Origin of the sequence: Rhodoplanes sp. (assembly GCF_013377085.1) — a bacterium.
Lineage (GTDB): Bacteria > Pseudomonadota > Alphaproteobacteria > Rhizobiales > Xanthobacteraceae > Rhodoplanes.
The window spans coordinates 1-18678 of sequence record NZ_JACAAX010000025.1; the positions used below are offsets into that span (position 1 = coordinate 1).

An 18678-nucleotide genomic window follows, 5' to 3' on the forward strand; every position below is an offset into this window, starting at 1 on the left:
TGCTGCTGCACGGCGTGCCGCTGCTCGGCCTGTCCGTCGTCGACACGTCGGCGTGGGGCGGCCTCTTGGTGACCCTGGTGGTCGCCTCGGTCGGCATCGTCGCGTCGCTGCCGATCGGCATCCTGCTGGCGCTCGGGCGGCGCTCCGCCATGCCGGCCGTACGGATCCTGTCGATCGGCTTCATCGAGCTGGTGCGCGGCGTGCCGCTGATCACGGTGCTGTTCATGGCGAGCGTGATGCTGCCGCTGTTCGTGCCGCCGGCCTGGTCGCCCGACAAGCTGATCCGCGCGCTCGTCGGCATCGCCATCTTCGCCTCCGCCTACATGGCCGAGGTGGTGCGGGCCGGCCTGCAGTCGATCCCGAAAGGTCAGTACGAGGCGGCCCGTGCGCTCGGGCTCGGCTACTGGCGCATGCTCGCCCTGGTGGTGCTGCCGCAGGCCCTGCGGGTGACCATCCCGAACATCGTCAACAACACGATCGCGCTGTTCAAGGACACGACGCTGGTGTTCTTCGTCGGCATCTTCGATTTCCTGCGCACCATCGAGATCGCCCGCGTCGACCCCAACTGGGCGACGCCGGTCACCAGCACGACCGGCTACGCCTTCGCGGCGCTGTGCTACTTCGTCGCCTGCCACTTCATGTCGCGCTACGCGACCGGCATCGAGCGGCGGCTCGCCGCCGGCGACCGGCGCTGAGAGGGATCAACATGGCCGTGCTCGTCGAGAAGCGACAGGACGTGCAGGCGGCGAGCGGCGACGGTCCCGCCGTGTCGATCAGCGGCGTGTACAAATGGTTCGGCGAGTTCCAGGTGCTGGCCGACGTCAATCTCGAGGTGGCGCGCGGCGAGCGGATCGTCATCTGCGGGCCGTCCGGCTCGGGCAAGTCGACCCTGATCCGCTGCGTCAACGCGCTGGAGCCGTTCCAGCGCGGCGCCATCGTGGTCGACGGGGTGAGCGTCACCGACGACCTCAAGCGCATCGACGAGGTGCGCCGCGAGGTCGGCATGGTGTTCCAGCAGTTCAACCTGTTCCCGCATCTCACCGTCCTGGAGAACTGCACGTTGGCGCCCATCCATGTGCGCAAGATGCCGCGCAAGCAGGCCGATGAGATCGCCATGCGCTACCTGGCGCGGGTGCGCATCCCCGAGCAGGCGCAAAAATATCCGGCGCAGCTCTCGGGCGGCCAGCAGCAGCGCGTCGCCATCGCCCGCGCCCTGTGCATGAGCCCCAAGATCATGATGTTCGACGAGCCGACCTCGGCGCTCGATCCCGAGATGGTCAAGGAGGTGCTCGACACCATGGTGTCGCTCGCCCAGGACGGCATGACCATGCTGTGCGTCACCCACGAGATGGGCTTCGCCCGCCAGGTCGCCGACCGCGTCGTGTTCATGGACGCCGGCCAGATCGTCGAGGTCAACACGCCGGCCGAGTTCTTCACCAACCCGCGCCACGAGCGGACGAAGCTGTTCTTGGGGCAGATTCTGGGCTAGCGCGGCGGGTGGATTGCAGAGCTGCCGCGTGCACGGCCTGCTCTCTCCCCCCTTGTGGGGGAGAGGTGGAGAGGGGGGTGAGCCACACGGCACGACGCCGGCGCTGTCCCCCCTCCCTGTCCCTCCCCCACAAGGGGGGAGAGAACGCTGGACGCGCAAGTGATCAGGTTTGGACAGTCCCGAGCGGAACGAGCGCCTGTTCTCGCCGTCACTTCGCCCCGGTCGCGATCGGCAGGTCGCCGCGGCCGGCCCATTCGGTCCAGGAGCCGTCGTAGAGCGCGACCGGATCGCGGCCGAGGGTGTGCAGCGCGAGCCACAGCACGGCGGCCGAGACGCCGGACCCGCAGGTGGTGAGCACCGGCTTGTCCAGATCGACGCCGCCGGCTTCGAACGCCGCGCGCAGCTCCGCCGCTGGCTTGAGCGTACCGTTGTGGACGAGGGCGGCGTGCGGCACGTTGAGCGAGCCCGGGATGTGGCCGGACGGCAGGTTTTCGCGTGGCTCCGGGGCTTCCCCGGTGAAGCGGTCGGCGGCGCGGGCATCGACCACCTGGGCGCTCCCCTCGGCGATCGTCCTCTGGACGCGGGCGACGTCGGCGACGATGTCGGGCGGGGTCTTGACCGCAAAAGTCTCGGCCGGGCGCGTCACCGGACCCTTCTCGACCGGCCGGCCCTCGGCGACCCAGCGCGGAAAACCGCCCTCGAGGACAAAAACGTTCGCGGCGCCGAACAGCCCAAAAGTCCACCAGACGCGCGGGGCCGAGAACAGGCCGACGCCGTCGTAGACCACGATGGTGTCGTGCTCGGAGATGCCCATGGCGCCGACCGCCGCCGCGAACTCCTGCGCGGTCGGCAGCATGTGCGGCAGCGTCGTCGTCTGGTCGGCGACCGCGTTGACGTCGAAGCGCAGCGCGCCCGGCACATGGCCGGCCAGATACTCGGCCGCGGCATCGCGCTTCTGGGTCGGCAGATAGTAGGAGGCGTCGAGCACGACGAGGTTTTCCTCGCCGAGCTTTTCGGCGAGCCATTGCGTGGAGACGAACGGGGACGGACGAGCGGTCATGGCGGATCCTGTCGGATGACGAGGTGGACGCAAACGGGGAGAGCGCGGCGCCGGTTCGGTGCCGCAAGCGGCCGCTCAGGCGAAGGCGATGCGGACGCGGCGGTTCAGCTTGCCCTTCTTCTCGATCTGGGTGACCCGCACGGCGCCGATTTCTCCGGTGCGCGCCACATGGGTGCCGCCGCACGGCTGCAGGTCGAGGTTTTCGATCTCGATCAGGCGCACGCGTCCGGTGCCCATCGGCGGCTTCACCGACATGGTCTTGACCAGGGCCGGATTGGCGGCCAACTCGTCGTCGGTGATCCACCGGCTGGTGACGGCGGCGTCGGTGGCGATCATGGCCGCGAGTTTTCGGGTGATCTCGTCCTTGTCGAGCCCGGCGTCCGGGATGTCGAAGTCGAGCCGTCCGTCCTGGTCGCCGACCGAGCCGCCCGTCACGGCATAGGGCAGCACCGCCGAGAGGAGATGCAGCGCCGTGTGGATACGCATGCGGCGGTGGCGCAGCGCCCAGTCGATGGCGATCGTCACGGGCTCGCCGACCGCGAGCGCCGGAACGGCGGCGCCGCCGGTGTCTTTCGCCGGCCGATGGGCGATCTCGGTCTTCATCGCGTCGGTGTAGACGGCCGTCTCGATCGCTATCTTTTCGCCGGCCGCCGTGGTCAGCACGCCGCAGTCGCCGGGCTGGCCGCCCGAGGCGGCATAGAACACCGTGCGGTCGAGCACGATGCCGCCCTCGGGCGTGAGGCTCAGCACGGTCGCGGCGCAGTCGCGCAGATACGAATCGTCACGGAACAGGCAGTCGGTCGGCATCGGCTCGGTCTCTCCGGGACGGGGTCCCGCGTGGCGAGGAGCGGCCTGCCGTCCTAGCCCCATTCGGCCCGGCCGTCGAGCCGGCGGCCGCGGCGCCGATGCGCCGGCCCGCCGGCCGCTTGCGGCCCGGCGAGGTCGGCCGCGGCCTCAATTTATGCGGAATCGAATGAACACGGTCGGTGGTATCGCGTTGTCGGGACGGCACCCCGCGCGTTCCCGCCGTTCATGCCCTGGAGCACCTCATGACGTTCACGGCCGCCCATATTTCTCCGCTGGTCGCGCTGCTCGCCGGCGTTCTCATCCTGATCATGCCGCGACTGCTCAGCTTCATCGTCGCCATCTACCTGATCGTCGTCGGCCTGGTCGGGCTGAACGGGATTTATCATTTCATCAAGTGAGGCGGCACGGCACCGTAGGGTGCAATGAGCGCAAGCGAATTGCACCGTGAAGGGGTTCTGGCCGGCGCAATTCGCCTGCGCTCATTGCGCCCTACGGGCTGCCCCCCTCACGCATTCACGAACGGTACCGTCACGGACGACGGGCGGATCAGCCATTCCGGGACGGGAATGCCCTTGCTGCGCAAGAACTCCGGATTGAACAGCCGCGACTGGTAGCGGGTGCCGCAGTCGCACAGGATCGTGACGATGGTCTTGCCGGGCCCCAGCTCTTTCGCCAGCCGGATCGCGCCCGCGACATTGACGCCCGAGGAGCCGCCGAGGCACAGGCCCTCGTGCTGGATCAGGTCGAACACCAGCGGGATCGCCTCCTCGTCGGGGATCTGGAAGGCGAGGTCGACGGGCGCTCCCTCGAGATTCTTGGTGATGCGGCCCTGGCCGATCCCCTCGGTGATGGACGATCCCTCGGACTTCAGCACGCCGGTCGTGTAGTAGCTGTACAGCGCCGCGCCCCTCGGGTCGGCGAGTGCGATCTTGACGTTCGTGTTGCGCGCCTTCAGCGCCAGGCCGATGCCGGCCAGCGTGCCGCCGGTGCCGACCGCGCAGACGAAGCCGTCGACGCGGCCCTGCGTCTGCTCCCAGATCTCCGGGCCGGTGGTGCGGGCGTGGCCCTCGCGGTTTGCCACATTGTCGAACTGGTTCGCCCACACGGCGCCGTTCGGCTCGCTCGCGGCGAGCTCGGCGGCGAGCCGGCCCGACACCTTCACGTAGTTGTTCGGGTTGGCGTAGGGCACGGCCGGCACCTCGACCAGCTCGGCCCCGTAGGCACGCAGCGTGTCCTTCTTCTCTTGGCTCTGCGTCTCCGGGATGACGATCACGGTGCGGAAGCCGAGCGCGTCGGCCACCATCGCGAGGCCGATGCCGGTGTTGCCGGCCGTGCCCTCGACGATGACGCCGCCGGGGCGCAGCGCGCCGCGCGCGATCGCGTCCTCGATGATGAACAGCGCGGCGCGGTCCTTGACGGACTGTCCGGGATTCATGAACTCGGCCTTGCCCAGAATGGTGCAGCCGGTCTGCTCCGACGCGCGCTTCAGCTTGATCAGCGGCGTGTTGCCGATGGCGCGCGTGACTCCGTCGTGAAACGTCATGGTGGGTCCGTATCGTGAGACGATGAGCACCGGCCCCGAAGGGTCAGCTTCTGGTTTGCGCGAGCGCGGCCAGCGCCCGCTCGCGGGCGACCTTATGATCGACCAGCGGCACAGGATAGTCCTTTCCGAGCGTCACGCCGGCGGATCTCAGCTCGATCGGCGTCGCGTCGAACGGCTTGTGGACGATCTTTGCTGGCAGGCCGGCGAGCTCTGGAACGAACCTCTTCACATAGGCGCCGTCGGGATCGAATTTTTCTCCCTGCAGCATCGGATTGAAGATGCGGAAATAGGGCGCCGCATCGGCACCCGAGCCCGCCACCCACTGCCAGCTCGCCGCGTTGCTGGCCGGATCGGCGTCGAGGAGCGTGTCCCAGAACCAGCGCTCGCCGGCGCGCCAGTCGATCAGCAGGTGCTTGATCAGGAACGACGCCACCACCATGCGGACGCGGTTGTGCATGTAGCCCGTCGTCCACAGCTCGCGCATGCCGGCGTCGACGATCGGGTAGCCGGTTTTTCCGTGTTGCCAAGCACGCAGCGCGTCCGGGTCGTCGCGCCACGGGAAGGCATCGAATCGGGGCTGATAGTTTTTGGTCGCGAGATCCGGATGGTGCGCCAACAGGTGATACGAGAACTCCCGCCACACCAGCTCGGCGATGAACTTGTCGACGTCCTGCGCCGTCGCACGGCCGCGGCCGGCCTCGCGCGCCAGCAGGGCCGCGTGAAAAACCTGGAACGGGCTGATCTCGCCGAAGCGCAGATGCGGCGACAGCCGCGACGTGCCGACCACGTCGGGCCGGTCGCGCGCCGCCGCGTAGCCGCCGAGCGCACCGTCGACGAAGTCGCCGAGCTTTTGCTGCGCTCCTGCTTCGCCGCGGGTCCAGACGGCGCCGAAGCCTGCCGCCCAGTCGGGTGCGTTCGGTTCGAGCCCCCAGTCGTCGAGCGTGTCCGATGCGAGGCCGTCGACGCCGCGCATCGGTCCGGGGGCGGGCAGCGGCGCGCGCGGCGCGGACAGCGCCAGGAGATGGCGCAGGAACGGCGTGAACACGCCGAACGGCTTTCCCGCCTTGGTGCGGACCCGGTCCGGCTCGGCCAGCAGTGCAGCCTGAAAGGTCCTCACCGCGACGCCGCGGGCGAAAAGGTCGGCCTCGATGGCCCGGTCGATTGCAACAGCGGCCGGCTCGTAGCGCCGGTTCCACATAACCTCGGCGGCGCCGGCCTGCGCGACGACCTCGGCGATCGCCCGGGCGGCCGGTCCGCGCCGCAGCGTCAGCGACGCGCCGCGCTCGCCGAGCCCACGGGCGAGTGCCCGCAAGGACCCGGCGAGCCACCAGAGGCTGGCGGCGCCGGGCGGACGCAGACCGGGGCTCTCCTGGTCGAGCACGTAGACGACCGCGACCGGCCGCCCGGAGCCGGCGGCGGCCGCGAGCGCCGGATTGTCGGACACGCGCAGGTCGTCGCGGAGCCAGACGACGATCGGGGCGAGAGTGGGGGTCGGCATGCCCTGAAAAGCCTCCCGGATTCGACACGCCACGGTACCGGCCCGACCGCACGGTATCCAGCCGGCGCCATCGTGGCTGAACCTCGGCGCCGCGGAGATCGACTAAACGCAAGTCGGCGTAACGCTTCGCTTACCCTGTCGTGCCGTCTCGACGGTATTGGCCCGGACTTTCACCAGTTGTTTGGCCGGGCTCGGTAACTGTGGGAGACGGCCGAGCCCCCGTTCGGCGTCCGGATCGCGACCCATGAATATCGACGTCAACACGCTGTTTCTCGTCACGATCTATGTCGAGGCGATTCTCGGCCTGTTGCTGCTGTTCGTCTGGATCCAGAACTCGGCCATCCAGGCGGTCGCCTGGTGGGGCGGAGCGCATCTCCTGCGCGCCGGCTCCATCACGCTGTTCGGCATGTACGGCACTTGGCCGGACATGCTCACGATCGATCTCGCCAACGCGATTCTGCTGACCTCCTTCGCCGTCACCTGGACGGGTGCGCGGGTGTTCGACGGACGTCGCCCGTTGCCGGTCGCGATGATCGCCGGTGCCGTGCTCTGGCTGCTCGGTACCCACTTCGCCTTCACGTCTGACAAGATGGAGCTGCGCGCCCTGGTGAGCGCCGGCATCATCGCCGGCTACACCTGGGCGACCGCCGCCGAGTTCTGGCGCGGTCGCGCCGAGCCGCTGGTGTCGCGGCTGCCGGCGACCTTCCTGCTGTTCGCCCATGGCTCGCTGTTCCTGCTGCGCACGCCGCTTTCCGCGCTGTTGCCGTGGTCGCCGACCAACCAGGTGTTCGGCAGCGTGTGGCTGACCGTGCTGAGCTCCGAGGCCCTGCTGTTCTCGATCTCGATCGCCTTCATCCTGCTGGCGATGGCCAAGGAGCGCACCGAGTACCGGCACAAGACCGCCTCGATGGTCGATCAGCTCACCGACATCGCCAACCGGCGTGGCTTCCTGATCGAGTGCGAGGAGGTCACCCGCCGCCAGGCCGAGGAGCCGCGGCTCACCGCCGTGCTGCTCGCCGACCTCGACAAGTTCAAGTCGATCAACGATCGCTTCGGCCATGCCGTCGGCGACAAGGTGCTGCAGGTATTCGCCGACACCGCCGGCCGCACCATCCGCCCCTCCGACGTGATCGGCCGGCTCGGCGGCGAGGAGTTCGCCGCGGTGCTCTACGACATCGGCCGCGAGCGCGCGCTGCTGATGGCCGAGGACATCCGTTCGCGCTTCGCCGAGGGCGCGAGCCTGGTCGAGGGTCGCCCGGTCAGCGCCACGGTCTCGATCGGCATGGTGCTGTCCGACGACCCGGCGCTCGACGTGCCGAAGCTGTTGCGCCACGCCGACCAGGCGCTGTACAGGGCCAAGGAGCGCGGCCGCAACCGGGTCGAGATCGCCGCAGCCGACCACCGCGGCAAGCCGGGCGGTTCGGCGCCGCCGAGCAGCGACTACGCCGCCGACGCGGCGTGAGGGCCTCGGCTCCGCCGGTTCGGTCGGGGCGGGCAGCCCGCGGCCGTCCGGTGAGATCTACAGCGACGCCCCGCCGCAGATGGCGATCTCCTGGCCCGTGATCGCGGCCGCTTCGTCGGACAGCAGGAAGGCGACCAGGGCGGCGATCTCCTGGGGCCGGATCAGGCGGCCGAACGGTGGCGTCTCGGGCGGAATCACGGCGCGCGCCGGATCGGCCAGCATGCCGGTGTCGGTGGCGGCCGGGGCGACGACGTTGATGGTGATGCCGCGCGGTGCCACCTCTTTGGCCCACGACTTCGCCAAGCCCACCAGGGCGGCCTTGGCGGCCCCGTACTGGCTCTTCTGCACGACGCCGCGGGCCGCCCGGCTGCCGATCAGCACGACGCGGCCGCCCGCACCCATGCGCGGCACCAGGCGGTCGGCCAGCGCGATCGCGGCATCGACATGGATGCGCCACAGGAGCTCGCCGGTGGCCGGATCGAGGGCGCCGAGCGGCGCTCCGCGCATGATGCCGGCGGCGTGCACGATCGCCGTGACGGGCGCCGACGCGGCCCGCGCGTCCAGCGCGTCGAGGGCGGCGGACCGGGCCGCCGGATCGGCCAGGTCGACCGCGATCGCCGTGAACCCGGCCGCCTCGATCGTCGCGGCCGACCGGTCGAGCCCGGTCACCTGAAAACCGTCGTCGAGGAGCCGGCGGGTGATCGCCGCACCGATCCCCGAGCTGGTTCCCGTCACCACCGCATGTCGCATGGGACTTATTCCGGCTTGAAGCCGATGGATTGCAGCAGCTCGCGCGCCCGCACGATCTCGCTGGCGACGAACTTCCGCGACTCCTCGATGCTCTCGGCGACCGGCTCGAGCATGGTCGCGTTGAGCTTGGCGACGATCTCCGGATTCCGCATGGTCTCCTGGATCAGCGCGTTGAGCTTCTCCTGGATCTCGCGCGGCGTGCCTTTCGGGGCCCATATTCCGTACCAGGAATTGAACTCGAAGCCGGGCAGGCCGCCCTCGGCCATGGTCGGCAGGTCGGGGGCCAACGGCGAGCGCTGCTTGGCCGCGATGGCGATGGCACGCAGATGCGTGCCTTGGTTGGCGGCGGGCAGCAATGCGAAAGTCGGGTCGATCAGCATCTGGACGCTGCCGCCCATCACGTCGGTCAGGGCCGGCGAGGTGCCGCGATAGGGGACCATCTCGAACGGGATGCCGGTGCGGCGGGCGAACGCGATCGTCGTCAGGTGGCCGGCCGATCCGAGCGACGAGATCGCGAACAGATAGGCGCGCGGATCGGCCTTGGCGGCCGTGATCAGCTCGGGCAGGGTCTTCGGCGGCCGCGTGTTGGACATGACGAGGACCAGCGGCGCGATCGCGGTGCGGCCGATCATCTCCAGGTCGGCTTCGGGATCGAAGGTCGCGCCCTTCACCACCATCGGCATGACGGCGGTGTTGAAGGCGCTGGCCAGCAGCGTGTAACCGTCGGGGTCGGCCCGGATCACGGCCGTGGTGCCGATCAGGCCGGCGCCGCCGGTCCGGTTCTCGACCACCGCGCTGGCGCCGTAGCGCTCCTGCAGCCGCTGGGCGATCAACCGTCCGAGCGCGTCGTTGGCGGCGCCGGCCGGCCACGGCACGATGATCTTGATGGTGCGGCCGGGCTGCGGCCAGGACGTGTCTGCCAGTGCCGCTGCGGCCGTCGCGACGACGGCCAGCGCCGTCGCCATCGTGATCAGGATGCGTCGCACGTCGATGTCCTCCCTGGACTGTTCGCGAGTGGCGGGCCGCGGAAAATGGTCCGCCGGGGAAGTGGTGCCGGACCGCTCTCGTGGCGACCACGGCCGGAGTAACTAGGTGGTGCATTAGGGGGGCTGTCAATTCGCAGAGACGCGAGCGAGTCCTGCCGTCGCGGCGCACCGGCCATGATCCGAAACCGGGTCGGACGGGTGCGGTGCACAAGCCTGACGTCGCGGGGGGCCTTGCGATACTGTGGCGGCCGGCACGCGAGTCGAGGATCGGCGGAATGACGGGCAGCGGCGAACCCGAAGGCTCCGGCGAGGACCGGCTGATCGCCCGGCATTTCGCGCCGCTGGCGACCCATCCGGGCGCCCTCGGGCTCTTGGACGATGTCGCGCTGCTCACCCCGCCCGAACACTGCGAGCTGGTGCTGGAGACCGACGCGATCGTCTCCGGCATGCACTTCTTCCCGGACGATCCGCCGGCATCCGTCGCGCAAAAGGCGTTGCGCATCAATCTGTCGGATCTCGCCGCCAAGGGCGCCCGGCCGCTCGGCTTTCTGCTGTCGCTGGCGTTGCCCAAGGGGGCGAGCCGTCCGGCCACCGACGCGTGGCTGACGCCGTTCGCCCGCGCCCTCGGCGAGGACGCGCAGGCCTATGGTTGCCCGCTGCTCGGCGGCGACACGGTGGCGTCGCCCGGGCCCGTGATGATCTCGATCACGGTGATCGGCGCGGTGCCGACCGGCACGCTGGTGCGGCGGCGCGGGGCGCGGCCGGGCGACCGGCTCCTGGTCACCGGCACGATCGGCGACGCCGTGCTCGGCCTGCTGGTGCGCCTCGAGCGTGCGGCCCCCGAGGACTTCGGGCTCGACGCCGCCGGGCGCGATCATCTGATCTCGCGATATCTCGTGCCGCGGCCGCGAAATGCGCTCGCCGAGGCGGTGCGCACTCATGCCTCGGCCGCCATGGATGTCTCCGACGGGCTGGTCGGCGATCTCGCCAAGCTCTGCGCCGCCTCGGGCGTGACGGCCCGGATCGAGACGGTGCGGCTGCCGCTGTCGGACGCGGCGCACCGGATGCTGGCGGCGGCGCCGGAGCTTTTGGCCACCGTGCTGTCGGGCGGCGACGACTACGAGATCGTCTGCGCCGTAGCGCCGGAGCGGGTCGGCTCGTTCCTCGCCGCGGCCGCGGCGGCCGGCGTGCCGGCGACCGAGATCGGCGAGATCGTCGCGGGGCAGGGGGCCCCGCGCGTGATCGGTCCCGACGGCGCCACGGTCGCGCTCGACCGCGCCAGCTTCAGCCATTTCTGACGGCGGGTCACGCACCGATCTGCGACATGTCGAACGGCGTCGTCTGATAGATCTCGTTGATCCAGTTTCCGAACAGCAGGTGGGCGTGGCTGCGCCAGCGGTTCGCGGGCGGCTGCGATGGATCGTCGTCCGGGAAGTAGTCCCGCGGGATCGCCACCGCCTCGCCGGCGGCGGCGTCGCGGGCGTATTCCTCGGCGAGCGACGTCGTGTCGTATTCGAGGTGATTGAACATGTGCAGGGTCCGGTGCGACGGGTCGTCGAGCAGGCACAGGCCGGTGTCGCGGCTCTCGGCCAGGACCGCGAGGCCGGCCGCCGCCGGGATGTCCTCGCGGCGCACCTCGGTCCGGCGCGACACCGGCGTCGAGAACGTGTCCGAGAAGCCTCTCATGTAAGGCGATGCCGGCGCGAGGACGCGATGCCGGAACACTCCGAAGGCCTTCTCGGCGAGCTCGTGTTTCGGCATGCCGTAGAAATGATGGACGGCGGCCTGCGCGGCCCAGCAGACCGTGAGGCAGCGGTGGACGTGGGTCTGCATCCAGTCGAGGATGCGGCGCATCTCGTCCCAGTAGGTGATCTGTTCGAACGGCAGCAGCTCCACCGGTGCGCCCGTTACGATGAACCCGTCGAACCGTTCGGCACGGACGTCGGCCCAGGCCCGGTAGAACGCGGCCATGTGGTCGGCCGCGGCGTGGCGCGCCACGTGGTCCGTGATCCTCACCAGCGTCAGCTCCACCTGGAGCGGGGTCGCGCCGATCAGGCGCGCGAACTGCGTCTCGGTGCGGATCTTGTTCGGCATCAGGTTGAGCAGGCCGACGCGGAGCGGACGGATATCCTGACGCACCGCGTCGGTCTCGCGCATGACCATGACGCCCTCGGCTTCGAGCGTGCGGCGGGCCGGCAGGTCGTCGGGAATCATGATCGGCATTGGTCCGTCCTCGTTTCTCGGGACGGACGCGGTGGCTTGATCCGTTTGGTTGCCGGCTCGGCCACATCCTCCCTGGTCGAGGGAGTGCCACCTTGCCCGGTCGGCAGGTTGGCGTTGGGCGTCGCCCCAACTCTCGATGCGGGAGCGACCTTAGGGAATTCGCCGCACGGCGGCAACGGCACCCGGCGTGTCGCGCCCGCCGGGCGCACGCGCGGCCGCGACGGGAGTTGCGGCCCGACCCCGGCGATACCTTTTTGGACAAAATAGACTTAGCAAAAATGCATGTCGCAGGACGGCCTTGGAATGCAGGAAATCTCAGCGAAATGTGAAATATGCAGGCACCCCCCGGCTACACCAGAACAAGAGGCCGGCATGCCCGCCGCCGACATCAGAGACATCATCGATATCCATACGCACGTGATCTCCCCGGATACCGTGCGGTACCCCCTGGCGCCGCTCGGCGGAAAGCAGTCCGACTGGTCGCGGGCGCGGCCGACGAGCGCCGACGACCTGATCGCCGCCATGGATGCGGCCGGTGTCGCCAAGTCCGCCGTCGTCCAGGCGTCGACAGCCTACGGGTTCGACAACGGCTATCTGGCGGAATCGGTGGCCGCCCATCCCGACCGGTTCACCGGCGTGTTCTCCATCGACATGTTCGCGGCCGATGCGGTCGCGACCTTCGACCGCTGGCACGCCGCCGGGCTGACCGGCCTGCGGCTGTTCACCACCGGCAGCACCAGCCCGGGGCAGGCCGCCTGGCTCGCCGATCCGAAGACGTTCCCGGTGTGGGAGCGGGCCGAAGCCGCCGGCGTGCCGGTGTGCCTGCAGATGCGTCCCGAGGGCGTGCCCGACCTCAAGCGGCTGCTCGACCGGTTCCGGCGCGTGCCGATCGTGCTCGATCATCTCGCCCGGCCGGTGCTGTCCGACGGACCGCCCTACAAGGCCGCGAGCTGGCTGTTCGATCTGGTCGACCGTCCCAACCTGTTCCTCAAGCTGACCAGCCGGACCGTCGAGCAGTCCGCCGAAGGGACCTCGACCCCGGAGGCGTTCTTCCCGCGGCTGGTGGCGGCGTTCGGCGCCGACCGGATCGCCTGGGGCTCCAACTTCCCGGCCCATGCGGGTCCGATGTCGCGGCTGGTCGACGAGGCGAAGCGGGCGCTCGCCTGCCTGAGCGTCGCCGACCGCGCCCAGATCTTTGCCGGAACGGCGCGTCGCCTCTACCCCGCGCTGGACGCCGCCAAGAGGTCCGCGGCATGACCACGCCCGTCACGCTGACGATCGCGCTCGGCGCAAAGCCGTGGCGCGCGGCGCTTGCCGGGCCGGAGGCCGGCGCCGAGACCTTCTCGCTGGCCTTCGCCGAGGTCGCGCCGATCCATCGTGCCTTCGCGCCGATGGTCCGCGAGCAGAAGTTCGACCTGAGCGAGATGGCGATCGTCACCGCCGTGCAGGCGCTGGCGGCGGGCAAGCCGCTCCTCCTGCTGCCGGTGGTGCTGGCGGCGCGCTTCCAGCATCGTTGCCTGATCATGCGGCGTGACGCGCTGGTGACGGTCGACGGGCTGGCCGGACGCCGGATCGGCGTGCGGGCCTACAGCCAGACCACCGGGATGTGGATCCGCGGCATCCTCCAGAACGACCACGGCGTCGATCCGGAGAAAATCCGCTGGGTCACCCAGGAGGGCGCCCACGTCGCCGAATGTGCCGATCCGGCCTGGGTCGAGCGGGCGCCGGCCGGCCGCAGCCTGGTCGACCTCCTGCGGGCCGGCGAGATCGACGCCGCCATTCTCGGCAACGACCTGCCGGACGACCCGGCCTTCGTCCCGGTGTTTCCGAATCCCGAGGCCGCCGCGCGAGCCTGGTACGCGAGGCACGCGGTGCTGCCGGTCAACCACGTGATGGTCATGCGCAAGGACATCGCCGCCGCGAATCCGGCGGTGGCGAAGGAGCTGTGGGCCGTGCTGAAGCGGGTCCGGCCGACAGCGCCGGCCGCAGGCCCCGACATGACGCCGATCGGCGTCGCCGCGATCGGACCGGCACTCGACACGGTCCTGCAAAATTGCCGGCAGCAGAGCCTGCTGACCCGCGACATCACAGTCGATTCGCTGTTCGCCGATGCTGCCGAGATCCTCGGCGCCTCCGCGATCCGCTGATCCAGAACCTCCGAGAACGACGATGACGACCGTTACGATGTCAATCGACAAGCCGCGCCGCAAGCCCTTCTACAAGGACATGTCGGTGCAGGTCTTCGCCGGCATGGCGGCCGGCGCGCTGATCGGATGGCTGTGGCCGCAGTCGGCCGATGTCATGCGCACGCTGGGCGACCTCTTCATCCGCCTGATCGCCATGTTCGTCGGCCTGATCATCTTCTGCGCCGTCGTGCACGGCATCGCCACGGTGCGCGAGGCCAAGAAGGTCGGCCGCGTCGCGATCCGGGCGCTGATCTATTTCGAGGTGGTGACCACCTTCGCGCTGGTGATCGGCCTGTTCATGATCAACGTGCTCGGCCCGGGCCGCGGCATGAACATCGACCTGCACTCCATCTCGGGTGCGGGGCTCGACCCGTATCTGGCGACCGCGCACAAGATCACGGCCAACGGCTTCCTGCTCGGCATCGTGCCGCACACCGCCATCTCGGCCTTCACCGAAGGCAACGTGCTGCAGGTGGTGTTCACCTCGGTGCTGTTCGCGTTCGGGATGCTGGCGATCGGCCGGCGGGCGGACCCGATGATCGAGATGATCGACATCACCAAGCGGACCGTCTTCAAGATCATCGGCTATGTCATGTGGCTGGCGCCGATCGGCGCGATGGGGGCGATCGGCTTCACGGTCGGCAAGTTCGGGATCGCGTCGCTGGTGTCGCTCGGCGCCATGGTGGTCGAGTTCTACGTCACCTGCCTCTTGTTCATCGTCTGCGTGCTGTGGCCGATCGCCCGGTGGAGCGGGATCTCGCTGTGGCGGCTCGCCCGCTACATCCGCACCGAGCTGTTGATCGTGATCGGGACGAGTTCGTCGGAGTCGGTGTTCCCGCAACTCGTCGAGAAGCTCCAGCGCGCCGGTTGCGACGAGGCGATCGTCGGCCTGGTGCTGCCGACCGGCTACGCCTTCAATCACGACGGGACCTGCCTGTATTTCGCCGCCGCCTCGGTGTTCCTGGCACAGGCCTGCGGGATCGACCTGTCGATCTGGCAGCAGCTCGGGCTGCTCGGCATCCTGCTCGTCACCTCGAAGGGCGGGGCCGGGGTCGCCGGTTCGGCCATCGTGGTGCTGGTCTCGACGCTGGCGGCCACCGGCACCGTGCCGGTCGCGGCCGTCGGCATCATCCTCGGTGTCCACCGCCTGATGTCCTCGGCCTTCGTGGCCGTCAACATCCTCGGCAATGCGCTCGCCACCATCGTGGTCGCCAACTGGGAAGGCGCGGTCGATCGTGCCGCGCTCGACCGGGCGCTCTCCGGTGCCGCTCCGGTCGAGACCGAGGCCGAGACAGTTCCGGCCTGACCGCAGGCAAGGTGCAGACAAGAACCGGCGAAGCGGATCTCCGCTTCGCCGGTAGGCATGCCGGCCCGCGGCAGGCGACCGGACATCGGACCACCACGACCGTCGTCGCCGGGCGGTGATTCACGCCGATAGGAAACCGCTCCGGCCGAACGCGTTTTTAATCCAGCGCGTCGTCGAGGCTCGGCGCCGTGCGGGTGCGCGCGGCCTCGATCGGGGCGATCACCACGGTGACGCCGGGCAGGGTGCGGAACGGGCCGAGCTGCTCGTCGGTGGCACCCGAATCGGTCACCAGGGTCCAGGGCCGGTTGAGCGGCAGCCAGGCGGGCTGGTGGGCGTTGCCGAGCTTGGAGGCGTCGGCGAGCAGGAAGACCTCCGCGGCCTGCTGCACCATGCCCTCCTTGAGGGCGACCTGCTCCTGCGTCGCCTCGCACAGGCCGCGGCCGGCGACCACGCCGTCGGCGCCGAGGAAGAGCTTGTCGACGGTCAGGCGGCGCACGTTCATCTCGGCCAGCGGGCCGAACGTGCCCATGCTGATCGCCCGCACGGTGCCGCCCAGGACGGTCAGCTCGATCCCCTCCGACTGGGCGAAGACCGACACCAGCGCCAGATTGTTGGTCACCACGGCGAGCCGGCGCTCCTTCAGCCGCAGGCCGAGGGCCTCGACGGTCGAGCCGACGTCGAGCAGCACGCGTTCGCCGTCCTCCACCAGGCCGGCGGCCGCGGCGGCGATCGCCTGCTTGGCCTGCAGGTTGATGTGCTCACGGCTGCTCAGGCTCGCTTCGGGGGCGGGCTGCGACAGGATCGCGCCGCCATAGGTGCGGGTGACGACGCCCGAATCGGACAGCCGCTGGAGGTCGCGCCGGATGGTCGAGAGCGACACGTCGAGGCGCTGCGCCAGCTCCTCGACGTTCTCGTCGCCGGACCGGATCAGGTCGAGGATCTGCTGCTCTCGCTCGCGTCGTCGTCGCATGGGTCTCCCGAACCGGTCGTTCCTGGTCCATGAATGCGTTTTCAAGCGAGGCGAAAACCCGGTCGCGCGATGAAAACGCTTTTTCGTTAAACTCTTAGAGCGTGTTCCGAGGCAAAATCGAACTCTACTTTGGTTGAACCCGCCCTACCGATGGCCCGCCAGCTCCGCGGCCTGGCGCAGCGCCTCGATCAGGCTGCCTTCGTCCGCGATCCCGCGGCCGGCAATGTCGAAGGCGGTGCCATGATCCACCGAAGTGCGGATCACAGGCAAGCCGACCGTGATGTTCACCCCGGCCTCGAGCCCCATCACCTTGATCGGGATGTGGCCCTGGTCGTGATACATCGCGACCACCAGGTCGAAATCGCCCCGATAGGCGCGGAAGAACAGGGCGTCGCCGGGCAGCGGCCCCTCGACGGACCAGCCCTTCGCCCGGCAGGCCGCGACGGCCGGCTCGATCTTCTCGGCCTCCTCGCCATGGCCGAACAGCCCGTTCTCGCCGGCATGCGGGTTGATGGCGCACACCCCGATTCGCGGCTGCGCGATCCCGGCGGCGACCAGCGTGTCGTGGCCGCGCCGGATCGTGCGCTCGACCAGGCCCGGCTCGATCTTGGCGACGGCGTCGATCAGGCCCGTATGGGTCGTCACATGGATGACCCGCAGGCGCGGCCCGACCAGCATCATCGACACCTCGGGCGTGCCGGTGAGGTGGGCGAGCAGCTCGGTATGGCCGGGAAACTTGTGCCCGGCGGCGTGCAGCGCCTCCTTGCTGAGCGGCGCCGTGCAGATGGCGTCGGTCTCGCCGGTGCGGCAGAGCTCGGCGGCCCGCGCGATGTAGCGATACGCCGCCTCGCCCGAGACCGGCGACACGACGCCGAAGGGGTGGCCGGGCGGCACCGCCTGCAGGTCGATGCAATCGATCGTGCCGCAGGTGTAGGTGGCCTGCGCCGGCCGCGCGATCGTGTGGACGGCGAGGCTGGAGCCGAGCAGGGCCGCTGCCTCCTGCAGGCGGACCGTATCGCCGATCACGATCGGCCGGCACATGTCGTAGAGGCTCTGATGCGCCAGCGCCTTGACGACGATCTCCGGGCCGATCCCGGACGGGTCGCCCATGGTGATGGCTATGACGGGACCCGGCATCTCAATCTCTCTTCTGTCCGGTGATCTGGTGGAGGCGGTCGAGGCAGTGGGCCAGCGTCGCGTCGGTGCCGAAGCCGCCGGCCTTGGTGGCGATCGGCATCGCCACCGCGCCGACCGTGACGCCGAGCGGCACGCCGGGCTCGACCTCGTCGACGAGGCGGATGCCGGTGACGCCGAGGCGGCCGAGCAGGGCGCAGACCGTGTCGCCGCCGGTGGCGACCAGGCCGCCCAGATGGACGATCGCCGGCGCGACGAGATCGGCCAGGCGTCTGGCGACGTCACCGCCCTCGCGAAGATCGCTGCCGGGGCCGAACTCGGTGGTCACCAGCACGTCGCCGTCGCCGAGCGCCGCGCCGATTCGGGCCGTGAGCTCGCGGCCGGCCGTCACGGCGCCGGAGGCGCCGCGCAGCACGGCCTCGGGAACGGTGACGGCGGTGACGCGGCCTTCCGCGGACAGCCGCTCGGCGGCGGCGCGCGACACCTCGGCGACGCTGCCGACCAGGACCAGCACCGGGCCCGGCACGGCCGCGAGCGACGGAGCAGGGGGCTCGTCGGGCGCCACCAGGCGGGCGAGTGCCCCGGCGAGCCCGCCGGTGCCGACGAACAAGAGCTTGTCGGCGAGCGGTAGCGCCGCCGCGGCGGCGAGGCGGAGGTCGTCCTCGGTCGCCGCGTCGCAGACGACGGCGTCGCAGCCCTCGGCGATCGCCGCCGTGATGACGCCGCGCGCCACGCCTTCGCCGCGCCGGAGCTGGTCGAGCGGGATGACGCCGGCGCGCAGGCCGGCGGACTTCAGCACGGCCGGCAGATAGCCGCTCTCATAGGTGTGGTCGCGGGCCCACAGCGGCGTCTCCTCGAGCCGCTGTCCGTTCACCAGCACCCGGCCGCCCTCCATCGTGCGTCCGGTCGCCGGGAAGGCGGGGGCGACGAAGGCGAGGGTCGGGCGGCCCTGCCGGCGCAGCGCGGCGAGCAGCGCGGCGGTCTCGGCCGCCGGCTGTCCGCGCAGGGTCGAGTCGATCTTCTTGTAGAGCCGCTGGCCGGGCCGGACGCGGGCGGCCAGCGCGGCGCATTGGCGGGCCGACGCCTCCGCCGCCGGAAGCCGGCGGCTGTCGGCGTCGACCGAGACCACCGGCGCGTCGCCGACGTCGCCGTCGCCCCAGGTCACCACGGTCTCGATGCCACGACGGGCGAAGGCGATGGCCGTGTCGGCCGCGCCGGTGAGATCGTCGGCGAGGATCAGCCAGGACGGGGTGTCGGCGGTCAC

At 70.1% G+C, this 18678-nt stretch carries 18 protein-coding genes and 1 riboswitch; of the genes, 8 read left to right on the forward strand and 10 right to left on the reverse strand.

The window, feature by feature from the left end:
• A partial coding sequence (locus tag HXX10_RS17340; protein WP_296524044.1) for an amino acid ABC transporter permease occupies positions 1-695 on the forward strand: 695 nt, incomplete at its 5' end.
• Positions 696-706: 11 nt separating this feature from the next.
• The gene (locus tag HXX10_RS17345; RefSeq protein WP_296524045.1) at positions 707-1489 is read left to right on the forward strand and encodes an amino acid ABC transporter ATP-binding protein; all 783 of its coding nucleotides are present in this window, start codon (positions 707-709) and stop codon (positions 1487-1489) included.
• A 208-nt stretch (positions 1490-1697) separates the two neighbouring features.
• Here the strand turns inward: HXX10_RS17345 and sseA are convergent, their stop codons facing one another.
• Positions 1698-2549 (reverse strand): 3-mercaptopyruvate sulfurtransferase, encoded by an 852-nt coding sequence (sseA, locus tag HXX10_RS17350; RefSeq protein WP_296524048.1) that lies wholly within the window; start codon positions 2547-2549, stop codon positions 1698-1700.
• Positions 2550-2624: 75 nt separating this feature from the next.
• Positions 2625-3356, reverse strand: coding sequence for an alanyl-tRNA editing protein (locus HXX10_RS17355; protein WP_296524050.1), 732 nt, complete (start codon positions 3354-3356; stop codon positions 2625-2627).
• Positions 3357-3598: 242 nt separating this feature from the next.
• Here HXX10_RS17355 and HXX10_RS17360 point away from each other — a divergent pair, with 242 nt between their 5' ends.
• The gene (locus HXX10_RS17360; protein WP_296524051.1) at positions 3599-3754 is read left to right on the forward strand and encodes a DUF3096 domain-containing protein; all 156 of its coding nucleotides are present in this window, start codon (positions 3599-3601) and stop codon (positions 3752-3754) included.
• A 107-nt stretch (positions 3755-3861) separates the two neighbouring features.
• On the opposite strand, the gene HXX10_RS17365 is transcribed toward HXX10_RS17360, so the two are convergent.
• Positions 3862-4899, reverse strand: a complete 1038-nt coding sequence (locus HXX10_RS17365; RefSeq protein ID WP_296524052.1) for a cysteine synthase A — start codon at positions 4897-4899, stop codon at positions 3862-3864.
• A 43-nt stretch (positions 4900-4942) separates the two neighbouring features.
• Entirely contained in the window at positions 4943-6397 is a 1455-nt protein-coding gene (locus HXX10_RS17370) for a deoxyribodipyrimidine photo-lyase (protein WP_296524053.1), read from the reverse strand.
• Positions 6398-6641: 244 nt separating this feature from the next.
• Here HXX10_RS17370 and HXX10_RS17375 point away from each other — a divergent pair, with 244 nt between their 5' ends.
• Complete coding sequence (locus tag HXX10_RS17375) at positions 6642-7859, forward strand: diguanylate cyclase (RefSeq protein ID WP_296524054.1); 1218 nt, start codon at positions 6642-6644, stop codon at positions 7857-7859.
• A gap of 57 nt (positions 7860-7916) precedes the next feature.
• Here the strand turns inward: HXX10_RS17375 and HXX10_RS17380 are convergent, their stop codons facing one another.
• Entirely contained in the window at positions 7917-8609 is a 693-nt protein-coding gene (locus tag HXX10_RS17380; protein WP_296524055.1) for an SDR family oxidoreductase, read from the reverse strand.
• Between the two features lie 5 nt (positions 8610-8614).
• Positions 8615-9595 carry a tripartite tricarboxylate transporter substrate binding protein gene (locus HXX10_RS17385; protein WP_296524056.1) on the reverse strand — a complete coding sequence of 327 codons (981 nt, stop codon included), beginning with the start codon at positions 9593-9595 and terminating at the stop codon, positions 8615-8617.
• A 275-nt stretch (positions 9596-9870) separates the two neighbouring features.
• Between HXX10_RS17385 and thiL the strand changes: the two genes are divergently transcribed.
• On the forward strand, positions 9871-10893 hold the full coding sequence (thiL, locus tag HXX10_RS17390; protein ID WP_296524057.1) for a thiamine-phosphate kinase: 1023 nt from the start codon (positions 9871-9873) through the stop codon (positions 10891-10893).
• A gap of 7 nt (positions 10894-10900) precedes the next feature.
• On the opposite strand, the gene metA is transcribed toward thiL, so the two are convergent.
• Positions 10901-11818 carry a homoserine O-succinyltransferase gene (gene metA / locus HXX10_RS17395; RefSeq protein WP_296524058.1) on the reverse strand — a complete coding sequence of 306 codons (918 nt, stop codon included), beginning with the start codon at positions 11816-11818 and terminating at the stop codon, positions 10901-10903.
• Between the two features lie 35 nt (positions 11819-11853).
• Positions 11854-11963, reverse strand: a riboswitch (SAM-I-IV-variant riboswitch).
• Positions 11964-12190: 227 nt separating this feature from the next.
• On the opposite strand from metA, the gene HXX10_RS17400 reads away from it, so the two are divergent.
• Genes HXX10_RS17400 through HXX10_RS17410 form a run of 3 tightly spaced genes read left to right on the forward strand, consistent with a single transcriptional unit; the run spans position 12191 to position 15310 of the window.
• Entirely contained in the window at positions 12191-13075 is an 885-nt protein-coding gene (locus HXX10_RS17400) for an amidohydrolase (RefSeq protein ID WP_296524059.1), read from the forward strand.
• On the forward strand, positions 13072-13965 hold the full coding sequence (locus HXX10_RS17405) for a phosphate ABC transporter substrate-binding protein (protein ID WP_296524060.1): 894 nt from the start codon (positions 13072-13074) through the stop codon (positions 13963-13965). Before HXX10_RS17400 ends, HXX10_RS17405 begins: the two co-directional genes overlap by 4 nt.
• 37 nt (positions 13966-14002) lie before the next feature.
• Entirely contained in the window at positions 14003-15310 is a 1308-nt protein-coding gene (locus HXX10_RS17410; RefSeq protein ID WP_296524061.1) for a cation:dicarboxylase symporter family transporter, read from the forward strand.
• Positions 15311-15467: 157 nt separating this feature from the next.
• Here the strand turns inward: HXX10_RS17410 and HXX10_RS17415 are convergent, their stop codons facing one another.
• The 3 genes from HXX10_RS17415 to HXX10_RS17425 all read right to left on the reverse strand — a co-directional run bounded on the left by HXX10_RS17415 (position 15468) and on the right by HXX10_RS17425 (position 18678).
• Complete coding sequence (locus HXX10_RS17415) at positions 15468-16280, reverse strand: DeoR/GlpR family DNA-binding transcription regulator (RefSeq protein ID WP_296524062.1); 813 nt, start codon at positions 16278-16280, stop codon at positions 15468-15470.
• 144 nt (positions 16281-16424) lie between these two features.
• Positions 16425-17417, reverse strand: coding sequence for a 4-hydroxythreonine-4-phosphate dehydrogenase PdxA (gene pdxA / locus HXX10_RS17420; RefSeq protein WP_296524063.1), 993 nt, complete (start codon positions 17415-17417; stop codon positions 16425-16427).
• A 1-nt stretch (position 17418) separates the two neighbouring features.
• Positions 17419-18678, reverse strand: coding sequence for a four-carbon acid sugar kinase family protein (locus HXX10_RS17425; protein ID WP_296524064.1), 1260 nt, complete (start codon positions 18676-18678; stop codon positions 17419-17421).